21 protein-coding genes are annotated in these 24,537 nt (G+C 60.8%); 8 read left to right on the top strand and 13 right to left on the bottom strand.

The features are described 5' to 3' along the window. Positions 1-402: 402 nt before the first annotated feature. Positions 403-1,638, bottom strand: coding sequence for a response regulator (locus DDE20_RS07690; RefSeq protein ID WP_116557910.1), 1,236 nt, complete (start codon positions 1,636-1,638; stop codon positions 403-405). A gap of 308 nt (positions 1,639-1,946) precedes the next feature. On the opposite strand from DDE20_RS07690, the gene DDE20_RS07685 reads away from it, so the two are divergent. Then, the gene (locus tag DDE20_RS07685) at positions 1,947-3,785 is read left to right on the top strand and encodes a sensor histidine kinase (protein WP_116557909.1); all 1,839 of its coding nucleotides are present in this window, start codon (positions 1,947-1,949) and stop codon (positions 3,783-3,785) included. A gap of 122 nt (positions 3,786-3,907) precedes the next feature. On the opposite strand, the gene DDE20_RS07680 is transcribed toward DDE20_RS07685, so the two are convergent. Together DDE20_RS07680 and DDE20_RS07675 are read right to left on the bottom strand one after the other, a co-directional pair. Then, a complete protein-coding gene (locus DDE20_RS07680; RefSeq protein WP_116557908.1) occupies positions 3,908-4,327 on the bottom strand; it encodes a cytochrome C-552 in 420 nt (139 codons plus the stop codon). A gap of 58 nt (positions 4,328-4,385) precedes the next feature. Next, a complete protein-coding gene (locus tag DDE20_RS07675; protein WP_116557907.1) occupies positions 4,386-5,645 on the bottom strand; it encodes a sulfite oxidase in 1,260 nt (419 codons plus the stop codon). A gap of 378 nt (positions 5,646-6,023) precedes the next feature. On the opposite strand from DDE20_RS07675, the gene DDE20_RS07670 reads away from it, so the two are divergent. Together DDE20_RS07670 and DDE20_RS07665 are read left to right on the top strand one after the other, a co-directional pair. After that, complete coding sequence (locus DDE20_RS07670; protein ID WP_116557906.1) at positions 6,024-7,982, top strand: polysaccharide biosynthesis protein; 1,959 nt, start codon at positions 6,024-6,026, stop codon at positions 7,980-7,982. Between the two features lie 71 nt (positions 7,983-8,053). Next, positions 8,054-8,506 (top strand): tellurite resistance TerB family protein, encoded by a 453-nt coding sequence (locus DDE20_RS07665; RefSeq protein WP_133240327.1) that lies wholly within the window; start codon positions 8,054-8,056, stop codon positions 8,504-8,506. On the opposite strand, the gene DDE20_RS07660 is transcribed toward DDE20_RS07665, so the two are convergent. The 7 genes from DDE20_RS07660 to DDE20_RS07630 all read right to left on the bottom strand — a co-directional run bounded on the left by DDE20_RS07660 (position 8,507) and on the right by DDE20_RS07630 (position 15,911). Continuing rightward, the gene (locus DDE20_RS07660; RefSeq protein ID WP_116557904.1) at positions 8,507-8,860 is read right to left on the bottom strand and encodes a YigZ family protein; all 354 of its coding nucleotides are present in this window, start codon (positions 8,858-8,860) and stop codon (positions 8,507-8,509) included. A gap of 16 nt (positions 8,861-8,876) precedes the next feature. After that, complete coding sequence (locus tag DDE20_RS07655) at positions 8,877-11,183, bottom strand: cytochrome P450/oxidoreductase (protein ID WP_116557903.1); 2,307 nt, start codon at positions 11,181-11,183, stop codon at positions 8,877-8,879. 115 nt (positions 11,184-11,298) lie between these two features. Then, on the bottom strand, positions 11,299-12,204 hold the full coding sequence (galU, locus tag DDE20_RS07650) for a UTP--glucose-1-phosphate uridylyltransferase GalU (RefSeq protein WP_116557902.1): 906 nt from the start codon (positions 12,202-12,204) through the stop codon (positions 11,299-11,301). Between the two features lie 127 nt (positions 12,205-12,331). Then, positions 12,332-13,276: a Gfo/Idh/MocA family oxidoreductase gene (locus DDE20_RS07645; protein WP_116557901.1), complete on the bottom strand. Its 945-nt coding sequence runs from the start codon at positions 13,274-13,276 to the stop codon at positions 12,332-12,334. A 10-nt stretch (positions 13,277-13,286) separates the two neighbouring features. After that, on the bottom strand, positions 13,287-14,141 hold the full coding sequence (locus DDE20_RS07640; protein ID WP_116557900.1) for a class III extradiol dioxygenase subunit beta: 855 nt from the start codon (positions 14,139-14,141) through the stop codon (positions 13,287-13,289). After that, complete coding sequence (gene ligA, locus DDE20_RS07635; protein WP_205961638.1) at positions 14,141-14,533, bottom strand: protocatechuate 4,5-dioxygenase subunit alpha; 393 nt, start codon at positions 14,531-14,533, stop codon at positions 14,141-14,143. The genes DDE20_RS07640 and ligA overlap by 1 nt, the downstream gene beginning before the upstream one ends. A gap of 121 nt (positions 14,534-14,654) precedes the next feature. After that, positions 14,655-15,911, bottom strand: coding sequence for a LysR family transcriptional regulator (locus DDE20_RS07630; protein ID WP_116557898.1), 1,257 nt, complete (start codon positions 15,909-15,911; stop codon positions 14,655-14,657). Positions 15,912-16,037: 126 nt separating this feature from the next. Between DDE20_RS07630 and DDE20_RS07625 the strand changes: the two genes are divergently transcribed. Both DDE20_RS07625 and pobA read left to right on the top strand, forming a co-directional pair. Continuing rightward, the gene (locus DDE20_RS07625; RefSeq protein ID WP_240607905.1) at positions 16,038-16,937 is read left to right on the top strand and encodes an amidohydrolase family protein; all 900 of its coding nucleotides are present in this window, start codon (positions 16,038-16,040) and stop codon (positions 16,935-16,937) included. Between the two features lie 41 nt (positions 16,938-16,978). Beyond that, on the top strand, positions 16,979-18,151 hold the full coding sequence (pobA, locus tag DDE20_RS07620) for a 4-hydroxybenzoate 3-monooxygenase (protein WP_116557897.1): 1,173 nt from the start codon (positions 16,979-16,981) through the stop codon (positions 18,149-18,151). Between the two features lie 20 nt (positions 18,152-18,171). Here the strand turns inward: pobA and DDE20_RS07615 are convergent, their stop codons facing one another. Then, entirely contained in the window at positions 18,172-18,927 is a 756-nt protein-coding gene (locus DDE20_RS07615; protein ID WP_240607903.1) for a sulfite exporter TauE/SafE family protein, read from the bottom strand. Between the two features lie 197 nt (positions 18,928-19,124). On the opposite strand from DDE20_RS07615, the gene DDE20_RS07610 reads away from it, so the two are divergent. Beyond that, the gene (locus tag DDE20_RS07610; protein ID WP_116557896.1) at positions 19,125-20,060 is read left to right on the top strand and encodes an AEC family transporter; all 936 of its coding nucleotides are present in this window, start codon (positions 19,125-19,127) and stop codon (positions 20,058-20,060) included. 9 nt (positions 20,061-20,069) lie between these two features. On the opposite strand, the gene DDE20_RS07605 is transcribed toward DDE20_RS07610, so the two are convergent. Further along, positions 20,070-21,320, bottom strand: coding sequence for a M24 family metallopeptidase (locus DDE20_RS07605; RefSeq protein ID WP_116557895.1), 1,251 nt, complete (start codon positions 21,318-21,320; stop codon positions 20,070-20,072). Next, entirely contained in the window at positions 21,317-22,105 is a 789-nt protein-coding gene (locus DDE20_RS07600) for a HalD/BesD family halogenase (protein ID WP_116557894.1), read from the bottom strand. The genes DDE20_RS07605 and DDE20_RS07600 overlap by 4 nt, the downstream gene beginning before the upstream one ends. 299 nt (positions 22,106-22,404) lie before the next feature. Here DDE20_RS07600 and msrP point away from each other — a divergent pair, with 299 nt between their 5' ends. Further along, the gene (msrP, locus tag DDE20_RS07595) at positions 22,405-23,310 is read left to right on the top strand and encodes a protein-methionine-sulfoxide reductase catalytic subunit MsrP (protein WP_116557893.1); all 906 of its coding nucleotides are present in this window, start codon (positions 22,405-22,407) and stop codon (positions 23,308-23,310) included. Next, the gene (gene msrQ, locus DDE20_RS07590) at positions 23,310-23,936 is read left to right on the top strand and encodes a protein-methionine-sulfoxide reductase heme-binding subunit MsrQ (RefSeq protein WP_116557892.1); all 627 of its coding nucleotides are present in this window, start codon (positions 23,310-23,312) and stop codon (positions 23,934-23,936) included. The genes msrP and msrQ overlap by 1 nt, the downstream gene beginning before the upstream one ends. Positions 23,937-24,537: the final 601 nt, after the last annotated feature.

Here is a 24,537-nt window from a genome sequence, read left to right as displayed (position 1 = left end):
TGAAAACAACCGGCGCAAAAAATACAATCGGAACGGATTAGCCGATGCGCATGCGATTGACTCGTAAGTTGCATGATTCGAGCCTATTTTGGCTTCGCACGAGGCACAAGTTCTTTTCCGCGAATAGAGTGTCTCGCTAGGGAATACTTGCGAGATGTGGCTTTGGTTGCGTGAATACCTGTCACATAACTGTGTTTTGGCGCAAAATCGAGCGCGGCTTTGTCGCAGGCTGGGCGGAGATTGTGCAGGGCTGCCACCTTGGATGCGGTCTGAAATATCCGGCGGCAGGGCGGGATTGCAGATTAGCGCCGCGCGTGGGCGCGAGAGTTTGATCTGCGGGCCGCCTCAATTCGGGCGTTGGCGCCTGTATCTGGTGGGACGGGGGATGCGAGTTTAGCAGGGTCATCTTGCCGCCACCTGGCGGTTGCGCGCGGCGCGCCCGTCCTGTTTTTCCAGCGCGCGGGTCTGTGCCAAGGCGGTGATCAACTCGACGGTGGCAGCGGCGCGGGCGGTTTTTGTCCCGTGCAAGTCTATCGGTCCGGCCACCGAAAGAGTGACCAAGGGATCACCGCTGCGCAGTTGCGATGGTGCGTTGCAGGCGAGCCAGCGGCAGAAATCCGCCTCGATCATCGCGACCGAGAAGGGCTTTACCAGCGTTGTCGCGATCACCAGGCTCGCGGTCTCGGTATAGGCCATGACGCTGCGATCCGCGCCGAAGTAACCGATCGCCAAGGCCGCCAGATCTTCGAGCATCGCGGTCAGGGTCTCGGCGGGCATCCCCTCGAAGAGGTTGCGGCTTTGGTCGAATTCGATAGCGAGGATCTGGACCTCGGGCAGGGCTTCGCGGGGCAGGGCGGTCAGGTAATTGAGCAAGGCGCTCTCGCTGACCAGCCCGTGAATGTCGCGCAGCAAGAGGCTGGCAGGGGGGGGCGCGCTCTGGCCGGTTGCCGCGTGTTGGTGCGGGGAATGGGAAAGCGGGGCGATGGGCCGTGGTGTTTCGGCATGCGGAGCAGTCAGGCGCGGCAGCTCCATACGCTGGCGGCGCACCATCTCTTGCGCGGCCTGCAGGCGCTGGCGCAGGTCGTCAATCTCGAAGGGTTTGGTGGCGTAATCCGAGGCTCCGGCGCGGTAGGCATTGCCCATGTGATGCGCATCGCGCCGCGCGGTCAGCATGATCACCGGCGTGTGTTGGTAGCGCGCCATGCGGCGCAGGCGGCGGCACAATTCGACACCGTCCATACCGGGCATGGTGATATCAACCAGCAGGCAATCGAAATGCGTTGCCGGATCTTCCAGCATCGCCAGAGCCGCCTCGCCGGAATCTGCGGCGGCGGTGTTGGTATATCCGGCCTGAGCGGCGATTTGCGGGATCAGTTCCAGAATGAAAGGGTCGTCATCGACAGCCAGAATGCGCATCTCAGCGGCCTCGAGCGGTTTCGCGGTGGTGGGTCGCGGTGGGTTCCCATGGGCCGAGCGCCTGCTTCGCGTGGGTCTGAACGCAGCAATGCCAGCCATCGCCAGCAGTCCTGCCGCGACATAGCTGGCCAGCGCCAGTGGCAATCCGGCGCCCGCAAGCATCGCAACCGCTGCTGCCAAAAGGCCCGCAGCGGCAGCGGCGAGAAGATAGGCAGCGATCAAAGCACGCCCTCCGACAGTATGAAAAGCCCGCAATACAGCCTTGGGTTGTGGGTGCGATTGATAATAGGTGGTTTTCGCCGCGTAATACGAATTTACCCCCTTTTTCTATCGCAAAGCCTCGGTTAGGTGGTGCGAATCTGGCTCAACCGTGTGGCGAAATTATGACGTCGGCAGATATGCGCCGAAGCAGTCGCGCAGGGGCTTGCAAGGGGTGTTTTTGGGCCCTCTGCAGGGTTACGTCTCAGGTAAAGTTTAATTTATTCCATGCGATTGCAGACAAAATGCGATGAAGTGAAAGCGCCAATCGAATGACCGATACACCGATCCTGGATGCGTTCGAACATATGCGCTTGCCGCTGCTCATCGTCGGGCCGCGTGGCACCATCCGCCGCGCCAATGAGGCGGCCAATGAGTTGTTCGCCTGCCATGATACGGGGCTTCCGGGTCGCAAGATCACCGAACTGCTGCCGGTCGCCTCGATTGACGAATTGCACGCCTATATCGAACCGCCCGCCTGCGAGGCGGTGATCAAGCAGATGGTGGCGCAGACCTGCTGTGGCGCGACAGTGCCCTTGGTCGTTCACATGACCGCATGGACCGACCCGAGCGGCGATCTGAACCATACGCTGGCACTGCGCGATATCTCCGATGAGGTGCAGGCCGATCTGGTCTCGCAGGCGGAATTACTGCGCGCCAATAGTGCGATCACCGGCGCGCGGATCGGGGTGTTCGAGTATAACGCGGTCGATGATACGGTGATTGTTTCGGATGTCTGGCGCGAGTTGCTGGGGCTTGAGCGTGACGATACGCAGGATCTGCAGTTGCGCTGGCGTGCACGGGTGCATCCCGATGATCTGGCGGCGGCGCTGCGACCGGTTGATCTCTGCCTGAGCGGTGCTGCCGCGCGCGCCTCGTCCGAGCATCGCTATCATTCAGGCGACGGCGGGCAATGGCGCTGGTTCCGGTCCGATATCTCGGTGGCAAAACGCGACGCCAAGGGCGCGGTGACACGGGTGGTCGGGGCGCTGACCGATATCACCGAGCGCAAGGCCATCGAGAATGACCTGCGCAAAAGCGAAGAGCGGTTCAAATCCGCCTTTGACAGCGCCACCACCGGCAAGGCGATTGTCGGGTTGGACGGGCGCTGGCTGCGGATCAATCCGGCGATCAGTGCGATGCTGGGCTATACCGAGGAGGAAATCCTCTCGACCAATTTTCAGGCGTTGACCCATCCCGATGATCTGGATGTCGATCTCGACAATCTCAAAAGACTCACCGCCGGTGAAATCGAGAATTACCAAATCGAGAAGCGCTATCTGCGCCGTGATGGTGAGGTCGTCTGGGGGTTGCTCAGCGTTGTGGCGATCAAGGATTCCGAGGGCCGCCCCGAGCAATACCTGTCGCAAATCGTGGATATCACCGAACAGCGCCGTCTGACCGAGCTTAAAAGCGAATTTGTAGCCACCGTTAGCCATGAATTGCGCACGCCGTTAACCTCGGTGCTTGGGGCGCTATCGCTATTGTCCTTCATGGATTCCGAGCCGCTGTCAGATGAGGCGCAACGTCTGCTATATATCGCGCAGGAAAATGGCAAGCGCCTGCATACGCTGGTGAATGATATTCTAGACTTCGAGAAATTCTCGGTTGGTCGGGTCCATTTCGCCTTTTCGCAGCATAAGGTTCAGCGGTTGGTCGAAGAAGCAATTATGACCAATATGAACTCGGCTGATAAATATAACGTCCGGTTCAATTCGATTGGCGAGGACCGCGAGGCGCTTTGCTATGTCGATGCGCGCCGCTTTCAGCAAGTGATGACCAATCTATTGGAAAACGCCGCCAAATTTGCCGCCGAGGGCAGTGAGGTTGATGTCAGGATCGAGCCGCAGCCCACGGAGATCCGCATCTCGGTGACCAATTCGGGCGATGCAATTCCGAGCGAGTTCCGTGACAAGATTTTCAAACCCTTCTCGCAGGCGGAATCCTCGACCACGCGCGAGCGTGGCGGCACCGGGCTGGGGTTGAATATCACCAAACAGATTGTCGAGAAATCCGGCGGTCGCATCGGCTTTGACAGCGGCAAGGACGGGAAGACGACCTTCTGGTTCACCGTTCCGCGCAAAGAGCCAAGCGCGATGCTTCAAGACTAGGCCTCAAGGGGCAGGGGCGCCGATAGCCGGATAAGGCTCCCGCCCTCAAATGCAGATGTGGCCCGGCGTCAGAGTTGCGATATCGCAAGTCGGGACGCCGGGCCTTGTGCTTGTGGCGCTGATCAGCGCTCGGACGAGAAATGCGTCTTGAGATAGGTGAGAATCTCGTCACGGATCTCGTCTTCGGGCTCATACATGCCCTGATCTTCGATCATCCATGTCCACAGATAATCCCAACGCTCATCAGTCAGGCGTTGCTGCAGGATGATCGCCGTCGAGTGACAGGCGACGCATTGGTAAAAGGTCTCCTCAACGCCTTCCGCATCGGGGAGATTGCCGAAATCGGGATTGGGCAGCACCTCGGCGCTGGCGCTCTCGGGCGTTGCAGAATCCGTTGTGGCGGGCTGCATCGGGGTGAGGGGCATCAGCGGATTGGGCGCCGCCCGCATCGGGTCATAAGCCACCTGCGCCGAAGCAGCGGTGACCAAACAGGCCAGCGAGACGCCGAGTGCGCCGCGCAGAATATGGGATGTCGCGAACATAGCGAGTCTTTCTAATATTGATAGGAACCGGGCCAAAGACCCGGTTCCAGCGCGAGGATCAGGTCGCAATCAACGCGATGCGGTGCTGCATGTTGTTGCCATAGCCACGCGGGTTCCAACCCGGCACGACCGGCGGCTGTGCTTCACCGGTCATATCGGTGGCGCGCGCCCAGACCTCGTAATATCCGGCCTCGGGCAGGGTCACATTCGCGCGGAACCGCTGCCATGCGAATTTATTGACCGCAGGCTCCAACTCGGCGGGAATCCAGGTGGCGCCAAAGTCGATCGACACATCAACCGAGGCGATATCGCCGCTGCCCGACCATGCATGGCCGCGCACTTCGGTGGCGGCACCGGCAGGGGCCTGGGTGCCCGACTGCGGGAAGGTGATCAGCGATTTGACCGGCATATCGGTCATGATCACCATATCCTCTTCCGGCACTTCGGTGCCCGGAGCCACCGGATAGGCGGGCATGCGGTAGGAATAGCCGGTCATCTTGGCGCCATCATGGACCTGATCACGCACCCAGATGCGGGTCAGGAACTTTTGCGAGGTCGAGCCGGGGTAGCCCGGGTTGATCACCCGCAGCGGGAACCCATGCACCGCCGGAATCGGCTCGCCGTTCATTTCCCAAGCGATCATGCCGCCTTCTGCCAGTGCCTTTTCAATGGGCACCCCGCGCGAGATTGCATCACGCTCGGGATCGCCCGAGAGATGCGGATCGTTGCTGTAATGGGCGGTGTAAACGGCGGTGTCCTTGATGCCGGCGGCGTTCAGAACATCGCTCAGACGCACGCCGGTCCACTCCGCGCAGCCAACCGCGCCGGTGGTCCATTGGTTGCCCGAGGCGCCGGGGTTGAAATACGCGCGGCCGTTGCCACCGCATTCGATGACCAAGCGACGGGTGATCACCTCGAAATTGTTCTTCAGGTCATCCAGCGTCAGCACCAGCGGCGTCTCGACTTCGCCGTCAATGGTCAGCGTCCAGCCCTCGGCATCCATATTCAGCGCGGTATCCGGCACACCACCGTTGTTGCGGACAAAGAAACGCTCATAGGGGGTGACTTCATCATCCAGCAGATGCGCCGGAGTTTCGGCGTTCAGAGGGCGGTCGCCAAGCAGAATCAAGTCGGGTTTACCGGCCATGATGTCTTCTTCATTCATTCCCTGAGCAAAGGCTTTCAGGTTCTCTGCGAAGGGAATATTCATCCCGACATATGCGCCTAACGCTCCAAGAGCGGTGGTTTTAAGGAACGACCGGCGCGCAGGTTTCTCCGCGATTTCAATATCGGTTTCCGGTGTGATTGAGTCGGTCATGGCGACAATACCTCTCTTTTGCTGGCAGCGAGCGTGGCGCGCTAAATATACATCTCAATCATATCAAATCGCCCCGAGAGAGGCCATATGGTCCGCGCGTTTGCTGCGCATAATTTCGGCGCTTGGGCTGAGTCGCGCGTAGGGCTAGGCGCGCGGGTTTTGCCATATGCGACGGATGCGCAACCTGAGATTGAGCTTAGTGCCTGAGCTGCACGATGACCCCTTGGCACAAACCGGCAACACATCCCAATGCACGGGCGATATGGGAGTATTCTCGCTTGGCACATCCAGAAACCGGCTAACTTGAGTTGTTCCCGATATCCCCCTGCGGTAGTTTACGGCGCGGCGTTATCGCTACCTGCGGACCAGGATTTTTCCATGCGTAATTTTTCAGAATCACTTTCATCGCTGAGCCGACGATCCAAGATTTCCCTGCAGATCGGGCTCGATATGACCTCGATTGCACTGTCGTTTATGGCTGCAATGCTGTTCCGGCTCGAAAGCCTGTTCTTCCTCGGCAGGTCCGAGGTCTGGCTGACACTGCTGGTCACGGTTGTGGCGACGCTGGTCACCTTGCAGATCAGCGGGCTCTACCGCGCGTTGGTGCGCTATTTGACCAGCAGGATTTTAGCGACGGTGGCCAAAGGGGCGGTGGTTGCCGGTGTCGTGCTCTATGCGGCGGGGCTTTATTTCGGCGCGAATTTACCGCGCTCGGTGCCGATTATTTTCGGGATGTTCGTGTTCATCTCGGTCGGCGGGCTGCGCTTTGTCGTGCGCTATTATTTCCGGCGCCCATTGCGCGGCGGCAAGCAGCCGGTGCTGGTCTACGGGGCAGGCGAGGCCGGTTTGCAACTGCTCAATGCGCTGGTTCATGGCCGCGAATATGCGCCGGTGGGGCTGGTCGATGACAATCCCAACCTGCAGGGGATGGCGGTGGGCGGGCTCAGGGTGTTCCCGCCCGGCCAACTGCCGCGATTGGTTGAACAGACCGGCGCGCAGGTGGTGCTCTTGGCGATCCCCAGCATTGGCCGCGCGCGCCGCCGCGAGATTGTCTCACAGATGGCCGAGCTGCAGTTGGAGATCAAAACCATCCCCGGCATGGCCGATATCATCTCGGGGAAAGCAAAGATTTCCGAGTTGCGCGTGGTCTCTGCCGAGGATCTCTTGGGCCGCGATCCGGTGGCGCCGGACGCTGAACTGATCCGCGAGAATATTGAGGGCAAGGTGGTGATGGTCTCGGGCGCGGGCGGCTCGATCGGCAGCGAATTATGCCGCCAGATCATCACCCAGAAGCCCGAGGCGCTGATCCTTTATGACGTATCGGAATACGCACTCTATGCCACTGGATTGGAACTGACCGAGACCGCAACGCGGATGAAATACAAGCTGCGGATCGTGCCGATTCTGGGCTCGGTGCAGCAGGTGCGCAGACTCGAGAAGACGATCAAATCCTTCGACGTGCAGACGATCTACCACGCGGCGGCCTATAAGCATGTGCCCTTGGTCGAGGAAAATGTCATCGAGGGCATTCGCAACAATGTCTTCGGCACGCAGGCGATTGCGGCGGCGGCGCGCAAGGCCGGTGTCGAAAGCTTCATCATGATTTCGACCGACAAGGCGGTGCGCCCGACCAACGTGATGGGCGCCTCGAAACGCCTGGCCGAGTTGATTTGCCAAGCCTATGCGCAAGAGCCCGGCGGAACCGTGTTTTCCATGGTGCGCTTTGGCAATGTTCTGGGCTCCTCGGGCTCGGTGATCCCGCGGTTTCGGGCACAGATCGAGGCCGGTGGGCCGATCACCGTGACCCATAAGGACATCAACCGCTATTTCATGACCATCCCCGAAGCCGCGCAATTGGTGATTCAGGCGGGGGCGATGGGCAAGGGCGGCGATGTCTTCATTCTGGACATGGGCGAGCCGGTCAAGATTTTGGACCTCGCAATGAGCATGGTGCGCTTGCACGGGTTGACACCCTATATCGCTGAACATCCCGACCAGATCGCGCCCGAGAAGGGCGATATTCCGGTCTGCGTGACCGGGCTGCGCAAGGGCGAGAAGCTGTATGAAGAGCTATTGATCGGCAACGACCCTTCGCCAACCCGCCACCCGCGGATCATGACCGCCAATGAGGTCTCGCTGCCGATGGCGGAGCTGACCGCGGTGCTCGAGCGCCTGTTTGCCGCTTGCGAACGCTTTGACGTGCCCGCGATCCTTGGCATCCTGCACGAATTGCCGCTCGATTACGTGCCGACCAGCGACGTGATCTCGGACCTATTGTGGGGCGAGGCGGGGGCCATTCTCACGCAACCGCAGGCGGTGGGTGACGTGCTCGGCTGAAGCGCAAAATCCCCTATCACGTGCCGGTGTTCGCGGTTGTGCAGGTCGGGTTTTGCCCACATATTACAACGATGATAGATGCGCTCAAATCCCTGTTCCGCCCGCAAGCCACCGCCCGCGCCGAGGTGCCGCAAGACGTTGCGGTCGCGGCTTTGCTGATCGAAGCGGCCCGCGCCGATGGGGTCTATGACGCCGCCGAAAAACAGGCGGTCAAACGGCTGCTGCGTGATATGTTTGATCTGGGTGACGCACAAGTGGACGCGCTGCATGATCAAGCCGCCGAGGCCCAGCAAGGCGCTGCCGATATGGTGCGCTTCACACGGGTGGTCAAAATGGCGCTCGAGGAGCACGAGCGCATCGCGATTATCGAGGCGCTCTGGCGCGTTGTGCTGGTCGATCACATCCGTGATCCGCATGAAAACGCCCTGATGCGCCACCTTGCGCCGCTGATTGCGGTCAGTGATTATGACAGCGCGGAAGCGCGGCGGCGGGTGCTGGCCGAGAGCGGCGAGTCTGACAGCTAATCAGCCGCGCAACTCCGCCAGATAAAGCCGCACCGCCTCTTGCACATGGCGAAACCGGTCGCCGCCCAAATGTTTGCCGCCATACCAGCGCGTCACCACGACGATATGGTCCTGCAGTTCTTCGCGTTCGAGCATCCGCAGGATCACCATACCCGCGCCGCTTTCGCCATCATCGGCTTTGACCGGACCGTCTGCGGTGATCAGCCCCCAGGTGTTATGCGTTGCTTTGGCGAATTTCTTGTTGCGCTTCAATTCCTTGATGAAAGCCGCCGCATCCTGTTCCGTGGCACAGGGCCCGCCCGAAACCGCATAGCGTGAGCCGCGATCACTGATGATATTCTCTAGGATCAACATGCAAATACGCGCGTCCTTATAGCGCCAGTTTCAGCCGCGCACCGTCCTTTGCGCGCGAGCAGCAGGACATCATGCGGGTATTCTCGGCCCGTTCCGCGCGGGTCAACACGCGGTCGCGGTGGTCAATCTCGCCCTCGATCACACCAACCTCACAACTGCCGCAGAGCCCCTCGCGGCAATCATTGGCCACATCAATTCCGGCGGCATGAAGACGGTCCAAGAGGGTCTCACCCGCGCCGACCTGTAGTGTGAGGCCCGAATCGCACAGCTCCACCTCAAAAGGCGTTTCCTCGGCGGCGTTCAGGCCGGCGATACCGGTCGAGAAATGCTCGAAATGTAGCGTGCCCTCGGGGTGGCCCGCGGTCAGATCCTCCAGCGCCGAGATCAACCGGTCCGGCCCGCAGGCATAAATCTGCCCGCCTTCGGCCAGATCGGCGACGATCCGGGCCAGATCGGCGCGGCGATTGTCTGCGCTGCTATAGAGCGTCAGCGCCGTGCCGTGATCCGCCTGCAAACGGTCCAGAAAGGCCATCGTTTCACGCGAGCGTCCGGCGTAATGCAGCGCGTAGGGGCGCCCCTGCGCTTTTAACGTGTCGGCCATCGCAAGGATCGGCGTGATGCCAATGCCACCGGCGATCAGCACGTAGGAACTGGCGTGTTCGTCGAGCCGGAACAGATTGCTCGGCCCGCGCAGCCGCAGCGGCAGACCCGCGCGCGCCACCGCATGGATATGCGCCGAGCCGCCGCGCCCCGCATCCTCGTGCAAGACCGCCAACCGATAGCCGCCATCGGCGCTGTGCCCGCAGATCGAATATTTGCGATCAAAACCGCCGATGCATAGCTCCACATGCGCGCCGGCGCTCCACGCGGGCAGGCTGCGGCCATCGGCGCCGTGGATGGTCAGGCCGAGCACCTTTTCCGCCTCATGACGCACCGCCGAGATCACCACGCGGCGGGTGATCTCTTTGCGCGAGGGGGCGCCGACGGGGAAATGCAAATGCTGGTCGCGCAACTGCGGTATACGGCGCTCGGGGTTTTGCGCCGGATCCCACTCCACCCAAAGCGCGTCCGGCCCGCGAAACGAAGTGTTCGGCAAATAGGTGAAGTCCTGCTCGGACAGCCGCAAATGAGGGAGGCGGCGGGTCAGTTCCTCAAGGAAAATCCGCATCTCCATCCGGCCGATATTCTTGCCCATACACTGATGGCTGCCGTAACCAAATGTCAGATGCTCCTGCGCATCGGCGCGGTAGATGTCGAAGGCGTCACCCGCCTCGAACTGCCGCTCGTCACGGTTGCCCGAGGCCTGCACAATCAACAGCTTCGCGCCTTCGGGCAGATCAACACCGCCCAGATGCGCGGGCGCCGTGGTCTCGCGCCGCCATGCCACGATGGAGCCGGCATAGCGCAGGCATTCTTCAACCGCGTTCGGGATCAAAGAGGGATCGGCGCAGATATCTTCCCAAGCCTGCGGGTGTTCGAGCAGCGTTTTCACCATATTGGCCGAGGCCAGCGAGGTTGTTTCATGCGCCGCGACAATGATCGCCATCATCATCGAATGCACATAGCTGTCGGTCACCACCTCAGGGATCTCGGCGTTCATGCGGATCGTGTGATGCATCCACCCGGTGCCGTCTTTCTGCGCGCGCATCTTCTCGATGACCTCGCCGGCGTATTGCCAGAACCTGCCGACACCATGCGCCACGTCGATTTGCTGTTCGGGCGTCGGCTTGCCCCAAGTGTTCACCGCATGGGCGACCGAAAAGCTTTTCAGCGTTTCGATCTCGTCCTCGGGCACGCCCAGAAAATGCAGCGCGACATTGAGCGGCACCTCATAGAGCATTTCGGCGACCAGATCAGCGCGGCCCTTGTCGATGAAGGCGTCCATCTTCTCGCGGGTCAGGCGGCGGACCATCTCTTGATTGGGCTCAAGGTTCTGCGGCAGGAAATGATCGAGCAGCGCGCGGCGGCGTTCCATATGCGCGGGTTCGTCTTCATTGACCAATGTGCGGTTGAGCGCGAAGCCGTAGCCTTGCAGGATCTCCATCGCCTCGGGTGTCGAGGGGGTGATTTTCTCGAGCACATTGCGCGGCGAATACAGGATGTTATCGCGGAACACGGCCTTGATATCATCGTAGCGCGTGACCACCCAATAGCCCAGCTTCGGCGCGTAAAACACCGGCTCTTGATCACGCGACCAGCGCAGCGCCTCGGCGGGATCCACCTGATAAGCGCCGGTGAAGGGATCAAACGCCTCGGCCTGCGCGGAAAACGGGCAGCCCGCTGCCGCCGCGTGTGACTGAGGAGGCTGGGAGGTCGTTGTCATGGCAAATCCCGCTGAAATCGGCGTGTCTGGCGCCAAGTTAACACGGATTAACCGGGAAATGACAACGGTGCGTAGGCTGATCTGCCCATTCAGCGGCCCCGAAGGGCGCAGGCCGTTAGGCGATTTTGTGGTTTGCGCTGTCCGCCAAGGCCAACCGGTCGCGCATCAGCTCGACAAAGCGGTCGCGGTATTCGTCATGGTCCATCGCGTGATCGACAATCGCCTCGAGGTAGCCGAATTTCGACCCGCAATCATAGCGCCGCGCAGTCATCGGCAGGGCTTTGACCCTTCCCTGCATCGCCATTTGGTCAATCGCATCGGCCAGTTGAATTTCGCCGCCCGCACCGGGGCCGAGTTTGCGCAGACGCTCAAAGATATCCGCCTCAAACACATAGCGGCCCATTGAGGCCAGCCGTGAAGGCGCGTTTTCGGCGTTTGGTTTCTCGATCAGCCCGTTGACTAAAGTCGTGCCGTCAGGTTGCGGCGCACCGGGGCGCACGATGCCGTATTTCGAGACGTCCTCTTGAGCGACCTCGGTAACGCAAAGATAGGTGCCGGGCGCGCGGGCATAGGCGGCGACAAGCTCTGCGGTGGGCAGTGAGGGGCCCTTCATCAGGTCATCGGCCAAGAGCACCGCAAAGGGCGCGTCACCGATCACCGGCGCGGCGCAGAGCACGGCGTCGCCCAACCCCTTCGGCTCGGGCTGGCGGATAAAGATACAGTTCACACCGGCGGGCACGATATTGCGCACCATATCGCGCACATCGTCTTTGCCGCGCGCCGAAAGCTGCATTTCCAACTCGAGGTTCACATCGAAATGGTCACCAATCGCCCGTTTCGCGCGACCGGTGATAAAGACCAGATCGGTGATCCCCGCCGCAATCGCCTCTTCAACCGCGTATTGCACAATCGGTTTGTCGATAATCGGCAGCAATTCTTTGGGCATCGCCTTGGTTGCGGGCAAAAACCGCGTGCCAAGGCCGGCCACCGGAAACACGGCTTTCTTGATCGTCTGGGTCATGGAATGTGGTACTCGTGCTACAGTGCCTTTACCCAGTCAATCGCATGCGAGATGGGAAGGCAAGCCGAGGCGCGGACGCTCAGGCGTCACCGCGCGGGTGACGCCCTTTGCTGATCGGCGGCGTGTATCAGGTGAAACATTGCTCGATCCGGTCCAGCGTTTCCATCGCCGCCATCACCTCATGCACCGATCCATTGGGGGTGCGACCCTCCTGAATGGCGCTGATAAACTCGCGGTCGATCAATTCGATGCCGTTATTCGACACCGCAACATCCGACAGGTCGATGGGGTTATCATTGCCGTCAAACAGATCATCATAGCGGGCAATATAGGTGCCCTTGTCGCAGATGTAGCGAAAGAAGGTGCCCAGCGGCCCGTCGTTGTTAAAGCTCAGCGACAGGGTGCAGAGCGCACCCGATGGCGTTTTCATCCCGATCGACATATCCATCGCGATGCCCAGCTCGGGGTGATGCGGGCCCTCAAGGCCGAAACACTCGGATGCGGTCTCGCCGGTCTGGTATTGGAACAGATCGACGGTGTGGCAGGCGTGATGCCAGAGCAGGTGATCAGTCCATGAGCGCGGCTCGCCCTTGGCGTTCATATTCGAGCGGCGGAAGAAATAGGTCTGCACATCCATCTGCTGGATTTTCAGCTCACCGGCCTTGATCTTGTTATGGATCCACTGGTGCGAGGGGTTGAAGCGGCGCACCTGTCCGGCCATCGCCAAAACGCCGGTTTCCTTTTGCACGCGGCAAATCTCGGCGCTATCGGCGAGACTGTCGGCCATCGGGATCTCGATCAACACCGGCTTGCCCGCGCGCATACAGGCAATCGCCTGTTCAGCATGCAGCTGTGTCGGCGTTGCCAGAATCACCGCGTCCACATCCTCGCGCGAAAGACATTCCGCCAGATCGGTGGTGGCATGGGGGATGCCACGTTCGGTGGCCAGAGCATCGATTTTTGCGCGTGTCGGCCCCATCACCGAGGTGACGCTGACGCCGTCAATCGCCGCGAGCGCGTCCAGATGCTTGATCCCGAAGGCGCCGTAAGCGCCGGCTACACAAATCCGCATGGGGTTTCCTTTAGATGTCTTTGTTTTCAAGGATGATATGGCCGACCGCGGTGTTTGACGCGGGCACGTGATAATGTCGGTGGACTTCGGTCACCTCGTCATCGAGAGCGCCGCGCATCACGTGCCACATCACCATTTCAACGCCCTCCGAGCCCGCTTCGCGCAGGTAATCCACATGCGGCATCTGGCTGAGGCCGACTGGGTCTTGGGTCAGCTTGTCCAGAAACATCTTGTCGAACTCGGGGTTGATCAGACCGGCGCGTTTATATTGCAACTGGTGGCTCATGCCGCCGGTGCCAAAAATCATCACGTTCAGATCCTCGGGGAAGCTTTCAACCGCGCGGCGCACGGCCTTGCCCAATTGGTAGCAGCGGTTGCCGGTCGGTGCGGGGTATTGCACGACATTGACCGCCAGCGGGATCACCAGACAGGGCCATTCGCCGTCCGCTGGGATCTCGCCGAACATCACCGAGAGCGGCACGGTCAGCCCGTGATCGACCTCCATCTCGTTCATGATCGTCATGTCGAATTCATCGAGGATCAGCGATTGCGCGATATGGCTGGCCAGTTTCTGGTGGTTGCGCACAATCGGCACCGGACGCGGACCCCAGCCTTCATCGGCGGGGGTGAAAGTGGCGGCGGCACCCAGTGCGAAAGTCGGGATGCAGGAGGCATCAAAGGCGGTGCAATGGTCGTTATAGACCAAAAAGATCACGTCGGGCTTTTTCTCGGCGATCCATTTGCGCGAGAATTCAAAGCCTTTGAACACCGGCTGCCAATAGGGCTGTTCAGTGATGCCGGTGTCCATCGCGACGCCGATTGCGGGCACATGGCTGCAGCCAACCCCTGCTGTGATGCGCGCCATTAGTCTTCTCCCCATTCGGATTTATAGCGGTTCCCCTCGATCGAGCGGCCACCCTTCAGCATCATATCGCGGTAGTCATCAACGCCCATGCCGGTCATCAACCCCGCCAAATTTTGAAAGTTGATCCCGTCATTCGCCGCCAGTTTCGAGGTGTAGTAAATATTGCCACCCAGCTCGAGCAGCAGGTTCCAGTCCCGTGCCACCACCGCCGCGCGCTGGGCCTCGGTCATCGGGTATTTGTCCAGATAGGCGGCTTCATCGGCGTTGAACGCGTCGCGGTTCTTTTGCAGCCTGAGCGAGATGCAGAACTGGTTGAGATGATACCCTTCGCGCGAGCGGTCAGCGTCGAACACAAAGGTGCCGGGGATGTCTTCGTAATCTTTTTGTGTCATCACTCTTCCTGTCCTATGCGCCTTTTCTGGGCCGTGCCTGCGCCGGATCAACTTGCGGCAACGATAGAGATTTTGCGCCCGAAATGGCCAATTGAATAGCCCCTGCCACCATTGGAAAAAGCTATTGCGCGGGCGGGGCGTCCGGCATCCTGTGGCCCAAAGCCTTCCCGAAGCGGCGCAATTCCTGCATGAATATCGCCTGCGTCTCGGTCGGGCGCCACTGTGTGCGATAGGTCAAACCTATAGCGCGCTGATCGTTGGTCAAGATGATGTCGAGGGGCGTGATCAGACCGGCGGCTTCCTCGACCTTGATCTGGTGGCGCGAAACGATGGAAATATAGGGCCCCTGCGCCAAAATTCCGCGCATCATCACCAAGGAGGACGAGACCACCCGCACCGGTGTGCGCTCGCGTTCGGCAATGCGCAGAGTGTCATATAGATAGCGTCCAGCAGGAGTTTGGCGTGGTGGGGCGACCCATGGATAGGCCAGCGTGTCCTCCAGCGTCAGACCGCTGCGCCCCGCCAGCGGATGGTCGGGATGGGCGACAATCGCCAGCCGGTCGTCAAACAGCGGCTCTTGGGTGATGTCATCGGCAGGGGGCGGCATGCGCAGAGCGCCGATCAGACAGTCCAGATCGCCTTCGCGGAGGTTGCGCAGCAAGCCATCATAGGCGCCATCGACCACCCGCAATTGCACGCCCTGGGTCTGAGAAATCAGCGCATGGGCGGCCTGCGGCACAATCGAGGTGCGCGCCAGAGGCAGCGAGCCCAGATTGAAGGTGCCTTGGTCGTTGCCCAGTTCTTTGCCAATTTCCTCAATACCTTGGCGGATCTCTGCCAGTGCCAGTTTGGCGCCAGCGGCAAGCGCCTGCGCGGCGGCGGTCAATTCAACGCCCGAGGCGGTGGCCTTAAAGAAGGCGACGCCGGCGATATCCTCGAGGCTGCGCGCGGCGCGGTGGACGGTGGGTTGCGAGAGGCCAAGTTCGCGTGCGGCAACGGTGAAACTGCCGGTATTGGCGACCGCAATCAGAGTGCGCAACTGCGCCGAGGTCACCAGCCGGTCATAGACCCGCACCGCCCATTTGCGCGCCGCTTTGCCCTCGCGCCCAAAGCGCAGCGAGGCGCGCGCACCGGCGTGAAGATGGGCCAAAGCGGCCTCGACACGACGCACAAACAGCGCACCGCAGGGTGTCGTGGTGAACTTTCGGTCGCGGCGCAGCAGCAGCGCAGTGCCGATATCGGCCTCAAGCCGTCCGATCGCCTGCGTCGCTGCGGGTTGCGAGAGTGAACAGAGTTCCGCCGCCTCCGAGACCGAGCCGGTGGCCACCGTTTCCACAAAAACCCGCATATGCCGGATATTCGGCAGGCCCCTATTCATCGCGCACCCTTATAGTAAAAACTTATTCTAAGTCCCTAGATCGAAATAGGCAATTCCCGCCCCGTCGCGCATGATGCAGACTGACGAGGGGCGCATCCCTATCGGGGCGCGGCACAGGGGGATTGGATGTCAGAGCAACCGCAGCGCATGGACCCGGATTGGCTGGTCGTGCATCCGAACCCGAAGGCGCCGGAGTTTAAACTGCCCGCCGGTGCCGTGGATGCGCATTGCCATGTCTTTGGCCCCAGCGCCGATTTCCCCTATGCGCCCGAGCGTAAATACACGCCCAAGGATCAGGGCAAAGATAAGCTGTTCGCGCTGCGCGACCATCTGGGGTTTGCGCGCAATGTGATCGTGCAGGCAACCTGCCACGGCAAAGACAACCGCGCTGTGATGGACGCCTGCCGCACCGCGGGCGATCTGGCGCGCGGCATTGCCAGCGTTGGCGCCGAGGTGACTGAGGCCGAACTGGCCGAGATGCACGCGGCCGGCATTCGCGGCGTGCGCTTCAACTTCGTCAAACGACTGGTCGAGGCAACGTCGCCCGAGGTCTTCCAGAGCATCGCGCAGAAAATCCAGCCCTTCGGCTGGTCGACGGTGGTCTATTTCGAGGCCGCCGATCTGGAGCGTCTGGTGCCATTTCTGACCACTCTGCCCGGCATCATCGTGGTTGATCACATGGGCCGTCCAGATATTTGCAAAGGCGTGGATCACCCAGATTTCCAGCGGTTTATCACGCTGATGGCGGATAACCCGAACATCTGGACCAAAGTGACTTGCCCCGAGCGGCTGTCGCTCACTGGCCCGCCCTATGCGGATGTGATCCCCTTCGCCCGCAGCATCGTCGAGCGATTTCCCGACCGTGTGCTTTGGGGCACCGATTGGCCGCATCCGAATATGAAATCCCATATGCCCGACGATGGCGAATTGGTCGATTTCATCCCCCAGATCGCGCCCACCGCCGAGCAACAGCGCAAGCTTCTGGTCGACAATCCGATGCGGCTTTACTGGCCGGAAAGCACCTGAGCGATGGCGCTTTTGCCATTCAACAGCAACCGGAGGGCGCTATGAAAACTCAAGTCTGTATCATCGGCGGTGGCCCCTCGGGATTGCTTTTGTCGCAGCTTTTGCACCTCAAGGGGATCGATACGATCCTTCTGGAAAAACACAGCCGCGAATATGTGCTGGGACGGATTCGCGCGGGCGTGTTGGAACACGGGTTTACCGAGTTGATGCGCGAGGCTGAATGCGGCGACCGCATGGATGCCGAGGGCGAGTTGCACGACGGGTTCGAGATTGTCGATAACGGCATTCAGCACCGCGTTGACCTGCATAAATACACTGGCGCCTCGGTGATGGTTTACGGCCAGACCGAAGTGACCCGCGATCTTTATGAGGCGCGCGACCGGATGCAGGGCAAGGTGATCCACAATGTCGAGGATGTGACGCTGCATAACCTCAAGGCCACGACACCACCCTATGTCACTTACCGCGATCGCAGCGGGGCGCAGCGCATTGATTGTGATTTCGTTATCGGCGCCGACGGGTTTCACGGCCCCAGCCGCAAGGCGATCCCCCGCGAGGTGCTGCGCGAGTTTGAAAAGGTCTATCCCTTCGGCTGGCTCGGTGTGCTCAGCCGCACCAAACCGGTGAATCCTGAGCTGATCTATGCCCGCAATGACCGCGGTTTTGCGCTGTGTTCGATGCGCAGTCAGGTGCTCAGCCGCTACTATATACAGGTGCCGCTGAGCGATAAGGCCGAGGATTGGTCGGACGCAGCGTTCTGGGCGGAACTCAAGGCGCGCCTGCCACAGGAGGTGGCAGCGCGGCTCGAGGCCGGCCCCTCAATCGAGAAATCCATCGCACCCTTGCGGTCTTTCGTTGCCGAACCGATGCGCTACGGCAATCTGTTTCTGGCGGGTGACGCCGCGCATATCGTGCCGCCGACCGGCGCGCGCGGGCTGAACTCGGCGGGTTCGGATATCCACTATCTCTATCACGGGCTGATCAACCATTATCTGAACGGCGATGATACGGGGCTTGAGGAGTATTCCGCCAAAGCGCTGGCGCGGGTCTGGAAGGCGCAGCGGTTCAGTTGGTGGATGACCTCGCTGCTGCACAGTTTCCCCGACACCTCGGAGTATGACCGGCATCTGCAATCCACCGAGATGGAGTATCTGTTCAGCTCTGACGCGGCGCAGGCCTCACTGGCCGAGAATTATGTCGGACTGCCGTTCTGAGCGCAGGCAGAGGGCAGGGCTCACAACAGCGCCCGCGCCCCCGACCAGATCAGCCGCGCCGCGATCAGCACCAGCAGCGCGTTGAGCGCCCATTGAAATCGCGCATCGCTCATCCGGTTGAGCACCAGCCGCCCGCCCAGCGTGCCGAGGAAACCGGCAAGGATCATCGCCGCGCAGAACAGCGCCCAATCGGCAAAGGCAAAGCCCAAGACCCCGAAGGCCAGCGATTTGAGCGCATGTTGCAAGACCATCAGGCTGGCTTGGGTGGCGACATAGCCGTGCCGCGCCAATCCCAGCGACCGCGTATAGGTGGCGACCAGTGGTCCGGTCGAGCCAAAGAACATCGTCAGGAATGTGGTCAGCCCGCCGGTCACCACCGGCCAACGCTTCATCCATGCCGGCGGATGCGAGACCACCGACCAGATCACAAACGCCCCGATGCCGATCTGCACCAAAGCGCCGGGTATATTGACCGCCAATGCCGAGCCGAGTGCGACCCCGACCAAAGCACCGATCCCGAACCACAGGAGCGCGGGCAGATGCAGATGCCGGATCATCAGCGCCGCCCGCCCCGCGTTCGAGCCCAGTTGCACCACGCCGTGCACCGGTATCAACACCATCGGTGGCATCAGGCTGGCCATCACCGCCAGCAGCATCACGCCGCCACCGATGCCGAAAGCAATGGTAATGAACGACCCCGCGAAACTGGCGAGCAGCAAAGCCAGCATCACCGGCAGGCTCAATTCTTGGGGCAGGAAATCGGCCAGAAGTTCCACGAGGCCTCCAATCAGTCTAGGGGTGGGATAGGCATGGATGCGCCGCGATTGCAGGGGCTGTTTAGGCGCAAGGAGAGCGGCTTTCAATCGGGGCGCTCTTGCTCCGGTTTATCCATCCCGCGATACTTGCGGCCCCGCATCGTTAGTCGTCCCGCCATTCCCGCGGCCATCTCCGCAATCCGCCGAAGGAAGCGCGCATGATCGACATTCTGCTGACCACCCTGCCGATCTATCTGCTGGTTCTGACCGGTTTTGCCGCGGTGCGGGTCAAATACGTCGAGGCCGAGCATATCGGCGCCTTAAGCCAGTTTGTGTTCAGGCTTTGCCTGCCCGCTTTGGTTTTTGCCGCCGTGGTCCTGCCGCGCTCGGAGGGGGATCTGAATATCGCCTTCATCGCCGCCTATGCCGGTGGCTCGATGCTGGTGATGTTTCTGGGCTATGCGGCGCTGCGCCTGATGATGCGGCAACCGGTGCAGGATTCTTGGATCCTGGCGATGGGCATGTCGAATTCGAACAGCGCCTATCTGGGGTTTCCGATTGCCAGCCTGTTTTTCGGCCCCGATGCGGCGATTGTCTTTGCGATGACGATGATCATCGAGAACACCCTGACCCTGCCGTTTGCGCTGATCGCGGCCAGTGCGGCCGAGGGCGCGCGGGAGGATTTGCGCGCGCAGATTGGTAAGATCTTGCGGATGATCTTTCAAAACCCGCTGACCATTGCAGTTATGGCGGGGCTGCTGGTGCGGCTATTGGGTGTGCCGTTATTTGTGCCATTACAAGAGTCGATCCGTTTGATCGGCAGCATCACCGCGCCGCTTGCGCTGTTGTTGATCGGCGGGCTCGTGGCAACGATGCCGCTTAGCGGTCATTGGCGCCGCGCCGGAGCGGTGATGCTGGGCAAGCTGGTGCTGCATCCGCTGGTGGTCGCGGCGATGCTGTTTCTGGTGCCCGGCGTGCCGCCGGCATTGATCCCGATGGGCATCCTGTTTGCCGCCGTGCCGATGATGACGGTCTACCCGATCCTTGCCGCGCCTTACGGGTTGAGCAATGTCAGCTCCACCGCGCTTTTGGTCTGCACCGTGGTCTCGGCACTCAGTGTCAGCCTCGTGCTCAGGCTGTTGATCGGAGTCTAGCGGCGCGGCTCACACATCCTCCCACGGGAAACTGTCGAGCCGTTCATGCCCCGTCTCGGTGACCAGCACCTGCGTTTCCAGCTTGATCGACTCCGAGCCCGCCTCACCGATCAGCGATTCAATACAGATCACCATACCCGGCTCAAACCTGCCGCCCATCGCGCGGTGGTCGAAATCGACATGCAGCGGGATCACTGGCCATTCATCGGCCATGCCCACGCCATGCGCCGCGAGGGAATAGCGGTAATTCACATGCTGTGCCGGTATCTGCCAGCTTTTGGCGTTGAACTCGGCGAACTCCATTCCGGGTTGCAGCAACTCTATATTATGATTGATCTGCTCGAGCGCGGTGGCATAGAGCCGCTTTTGCAGGTCAGTCATCGGCGTATAGCCGCAGGTCCAACTGCGCGAGAGATCGGCGCAATAGCCGTAGGGGCCGATCATATCGGTGTCGAAACTGATCATCTCGCCCATCTGCACCACGCGATCACCGCATTCCTTATACCACGGGTTGGTGTTCGGCCCTGCGGTCAGCAGTTTCGTCTCCAGCCAATCGCCACCCGAACGCGCGTTCTCGAAGTGCAGATGCGCCCATAACTCGCGCTCGGTCGCGCCGGGGTGAGAGTGTTCATAGATCCGCGCCATCCCCGCCTCGCAAACGCGGATCGTCCAGCGCATCAGCTCCAGCTCATCGGCGGATTTGATCGACCGCGCCAGTTCGGCGATCTCGGTGCCGTCCTCGACCCGCAGCCCGCGCGACTCCAGCCCCTCAATGGCGGGTTTGTCCAGCTTGTCCGCCGCGATCCGCCGGTTGCCGCCGCCATGTTCCTGCACCAGATCCGCGATCTCGGCGGCCCAATCCTCGATAAACAACTGCGCCTTGTCGCCGCGCGCCATGAACATATAGGGGATCGCGGTGCGCACCTCATCTATGCCGGGCAAGCCGTCATTCAGATGCTCGCAGCTTTTGAACTCGAACATGATCGCCGGACCCGTGGCGAAAATCAGCGCATAGCGCATCGGATTATGCGAGGTCCAAACCTGCATATTCGAGCAATCAAACGCATAGCGGATGTTCACCGGATCATAGAGCAAAAGCGCCCCGATATCGCGCGCCATCAGTTGCTGCCGCAGCCGCCCGAGCCGGTAGAGCCGCGCGCGGGTCAACACCTCATCGGCAATCGGCGAGATCAATGGCCGGTCCGCGCCCTCGGCATTGAGATAGGTGGCCTTGCGGTCGTCTTTGAAAGCGCCCTTCATCCTGCGCGCCCGTAGAAACCCAGACGCTCTTGCTCGGTAAACGCGACGCCGGGGCGGTCATAGAAGGAGAACACCGAGATCACCCGCGCGCGATCACCGCGCACATTGCCAACACGGTGCGGTGTGTTCTTGCCGCGAAACACATTCAACGTGCCGGGCGTGACATCGAGACTGCGCACCTCGGGGTCCTCGCCACGCAACAGCCGCGCGACACCTTCGTAATTGGGATCCGTCTCGCTGCGCAGATCGGTGCGATAGATGAATTCGCCGCCTTGCTCGGGCGCTTGCAGTAAAAGCGTGGTGGTGAACTCGGAGCGGTCGAAATGCCAGTTCAACGCCTGCCCCTCGCGGTAGGACATCGTGTTCACCCCCGACAGCGGGTCATCCATCGGGAAGAGCGCGGGCATTTCCATGGTTGCGGCGAGAAACTGCGCGAAGGGCGCCCAGTGATAGAGCCGCACCATCGGCGTCTCTTGCAACTGGTCCTCGCAGAGCGTGTTGTTAGAGGTCTGGAAACGGGTCAGCGCGGGATGATCCTCGGGCAGTTCGGGGATCGACTTGAGGAAATAGATATTGTGCTCGCGCTCATGGCGAAAACTTTCGCTCTCGAACTTCGCCCCCAGCATCTGCGCCGCCGCCTGCGCGACGTCGGAATTCATAAAGCCCGGCAGATTGAACATCCCGTCGCGCGCCAGATCCGCTTGGCAACGGGTGACCAGCGCCTGCCATTCGGGGCTATCCGGGCGATCCAGCGGATAGGCGGTCAGATCAAGCATGTCGCGCATTATATACCTCCCCAATGTCGGTTGCTGTGCCCGCAGTCTGGCGTCGGCGGCGGGCAAAGCAAGAGGTCAAGATTTTGCCCACCCCATAGAAAACCTTATGCTGGCATCAGGGCATAAGGTCTGCGGGGCAGGGGGGCGTTTGGGCGCCGGTCAATCACGGTTAGTTTACGCTGAAATCCCGTGCTCACACCTATGTGCGCGAAACTAATGTGGTTTAGGCTACGTAAAGACCTGCAAGCGCATAAATGTAACGGGGGCTTTCCCGAGAGACCGCGCATCCACGCCGGAAGGAGACTTGCATGGCACACCGCTGGAAAAATGATCTGACACCTAATGAGGTGACGCCGAAGGGGCTGTGGCTCAACCGCCGTGCAATGATGGCCGGTCTGGGCGCCGCCGCGGTGACCGGCGCGATGCCGGCCAGCCGTGCCTCGGCGCAGGCGCTCGAGCCGAACACGCTGGAAGAGATCAGCAGCTATAACAACTTTTATGAGTTCGGCTGGAACAAGACCGACCCCGCCGACCACGCCCATGCGATGGTCACCAGCCCATGGTCGATCAGTATCGACGGCATGGTCGACCGCCCCGGCACCTATACGCTCGAGCAACTTCTTGAGGGTCTGGATATAGAAGAACGCATCTACCGCTTCCGCTGTGTCGAGGCCTGGTCAATGGTGGTGCCGTGGAACGGTGTCGAACTGGCGGATGTCTTGGCCAAGGCAGGTGTGCAATCCTCGGCGCGCTTTGTCGCCTTTGAAACCACCGTGCAGCCTGATGTGATGCCCGGGGTGCGCGGTCGCATCATTCCCTTCCCTTATGTCGAGGGGCTGAGGCTGGATGAAGCGCAGCATCCGCTGACCATGTTGGCCACCGGAATTTATGGCGACCCGATGCCGAAACAGAATGGCGCGCCGATCCGTCTGGTGGTGCCGTGGAAATACGGGTTCAAATCGATCAAGTCGATTGTCCGCATCACCCTGACCGACGAACAGCCGCCAACCACATGGAACCGGCTGAACGCACGCGAATACGGGTTTTACTCCAATGTGAACCCGACCGTCGATCACCCGCGCTGGTCGCAGGCCTCTGAACGCAAGATCGGCGGCGGTCTCTTTGCGCGCCGGCAGGATACGCTGATGTTTAACGGCTATGAGGATCAGGTCGCCAGCCTCTATGCGGGTATGGACCTGCGGGAAGACTATTGATGCCGGTCTCACAGCAATCACTGTCCCGCTCGATCAACGCGACGCTGCGCCGGGTGCCCGCTTGGCCGATCTATATCATCGGCGCGGCATGGGCGGGCTGGCTGTTCTATCTTGGCCTGACCGGCGGGCTGGGGCCGGAGCCGATCAACGCGCTCGAGCGCCGCTATGGTGAGGTCGCCTTGCAGCTTCTGGTCGCTGGCCTCTTTGTGACACCGCTGCGCACATGGACCGGCGTCAATCTGGTGAAATTCCGCCGCGCGCTGGGCCTGACCGCCTTCTTCTATGTCTTGGCGCATTTTCTGGTCTGGGCGGTGCTCGATCTGCGCAGCCTCGCGCGGATCGGCGAAGAGATCGTCAAACGCCCCTATATCACCATCGGCTTTGCCGCCTTCCTGTTGCTGATCCCCTTGGCGCTGACCTCGAACAACATCTCGATCAAACGTCTGGGGGCGGCGACATGGCGCAAATTGCACCGGCTGACCTATCCGGCGGTGCTCTTGGGGGCGATACATTACATATGGCTGGTCAAAGGCTATCCGATCGAGCCCTTTATCTATGCAGCGGTGATTGTCGGCCTGCTGCTGGTCCGCCTGCGTTGGACACGGTTACGCAGCGCCACGGCATGAGGCGAGACGGGCACCCCCAGCGGGTGCCCGTTTTCATTTCGGCGCCGCGAGTCGCAATCGCGGGTGATGATTCCCACCCGATTCCCCGAATCCCCCGACTCGGCGCGATTCTGCACCCGAGTCGCCGCGAGTCGGGTGTGATTCTGCCCGACTCGCGCGAACGATTCGGGGTAAACCTGTCCAGATGGTCAGGAAGTTGCGGACCCGCACCTGTCCGCGAAACTTTCTGATCTGGCCGCAACTTACCCCTTTGGGCACCGCGCGCGGCAAAGCCAACAAAACAAGGGAAAGACAAAGAAAGATGAAGAAATCACGCTTTTCTGGTTTTTCCCTCTTGCGAGTTTTTGGCGTGGGGCCTAGATACTGCCTCACCAAGACGAAGACGACGCGGCGCCGGAGACGGGACGCAGAGACGGAAGCGAGGGGCGGGTCGGAAACGGTCTGGTTGGATGCAGGGACGGCAGGGCGGCCTAAGAGTTTAGGCGGTGCTGCGGATTTTGTGTCTGGTGCTTTTTGAAAATTGAAATTTTGAAGGGATATGTGGGCGGTTTGGTTCATACGATGGATCGGACGTTTGCATATCAGTCTCTTAGTCTTCGGA

It is taken from the genome of Pararhodobacter oceanensis (assembly GCF_003076755.1).
In the GTDB taxonomy this organism is placed as follows: Bacteria; Pseudomonadota; Alphaproteobacteria; order Rhodobacterales; family Rhodobacteraceae; genus Pararhodobacter; species Pararhodobacter oceanensis.
The sequence above is the reverse complement of the archived record's forward strand: the minus strand, read 5'-3'. Positions and strand labels throughout refer to the sequence as shown.

Bases quoted from the DNA above. Each gene is read 5' to 3' on its own strand.
- DDE20_RS07685 (WP_116557909.1), top strand. From the start codon at position 1,947: ATGACCGATACACCGATCCTGGATGCGTTCGAACATATGCGCTTGCCG.
- DDE20_RS07680 (WP_116557908.1), bottom strand. From the start codon at position 4,327: ATGTTCGCGACATCCCATATTCTGCGCGGCGCACTCGGCGTCTCGCTG.
- DDE20_RS07675 (WP_116557907.1), bottom strand. From the start codon at position 5,645: ATGACCGACTCAATCACACCGGAAACCGATATTGAAATCGCGGAGAAA.
- DDE20_RS07670 (WP_116557906.1), top strand. From the start codon at position 6,024: ATGCGTAATTTTTCAGAATCACTTTCATCGCTGAGCCGACGATCCAAG.
- DDE20_RS07665 (WP_133240327.1), top strand. From the start codon at position 8,054: ATGATAGATGCGCTCAAATCCCTGTTCCGCCCGCAAGCCACCGCCCGC.
- DDE20_RS07660 (WP_116557904.1), bottom strand. From the start codon at position 8,860: ATGTTGATCCTAGAGAATATCATCAGTGATCGCGGCTCACGCTATGCG.
- DDE20_RS07655 (WP_116557903.1), bottom strand. From the start codon at position 11,183: ATGACAACGACCTCCCAGCCTCCTCAGTCACACGCGGCGGCAGCGGGC.
- galU (WP_116557902.1), bottom strand. From the start codon at position 12,204: ATGACCCAGACGATCAAGAAAGCCGTGTTTCCGGTGGCCGGCCTTGGC.
- DDE20_RS07645 (WP_116557901.1), bottom strand. From the start codon at position 13,276: ATGCGGATTTGTGTAGCCGGCGCTTACGGCGCCTTCGGGATCAAGCAT.
- DDE20_RS07640 (WP_116557900.1), bottom strand. From the start codon at position 14,141: ATGGCGCGCATCACAGCAGGGGTTGGCTGCAGCCATGTGCCCGCAATC.
- ligA (WP_205961638.1), bottom strand. From the start codon at position 14,533: ATGACACAAAAAGATTACGAAGACATCCCCGGCACCTTTGTGTTCGAC.
- DDE20_RS07630 (WP_116557898.1), bottom strand. From the start codon at position 15,911: ATGAATAGGGGCCTGCCGAATATCCGGCATATGCGGGTTTTTGTGGAA.
- DDE20_RS07625 (WP_240607905.1), top strand. From the start codon at position 16,038: ATGTCAGAGCAACCGCAGCGCATGGACCCGGATTGGCTGGTCGTGCAT.
- pobA (WP_116557897.1), top strand. From the start codon at position 16,979: ATGAAAACTCAAGTCTGTATCATCGGCGGTGGCCCCTCGGGATTGCTT.
- DDE20_RS07610 (WP_116557896.1), top strand. From the start codon at position 19,125: ATGATCGACATTCTGCTGACCACCCTGCCGATCTATCTGCTGGTTCTG.
- DDE20_RS07605 (WP_116557895.1), bottom strand. From the start codon at position 21,320: ATGAAGGGCGCTTTCAAAGACGACCGCAAGGCCACCTATCTCAATGCC.
- DDE20_RS07600 (WP_116557894.1), bottom strand. From the start codon at position 22,105: ATGCGCGACATGCTTGATCTGACCGCCTATCCGCTGGATCGCCCGGAT.
- msrP (WP_116557893.1), top strand. From the start codon at position 22,405: ATGGCACACCGCTGGAAAAATGATCTGACACCTAATGAGGTGACGCCG.
- msrQ (WP_116557892.1), top strand. From the start codon at position 23,310: ATGCCGGTCTCACAGCAATCACTGTCCCGCTCGATCAACGCGACGCTG.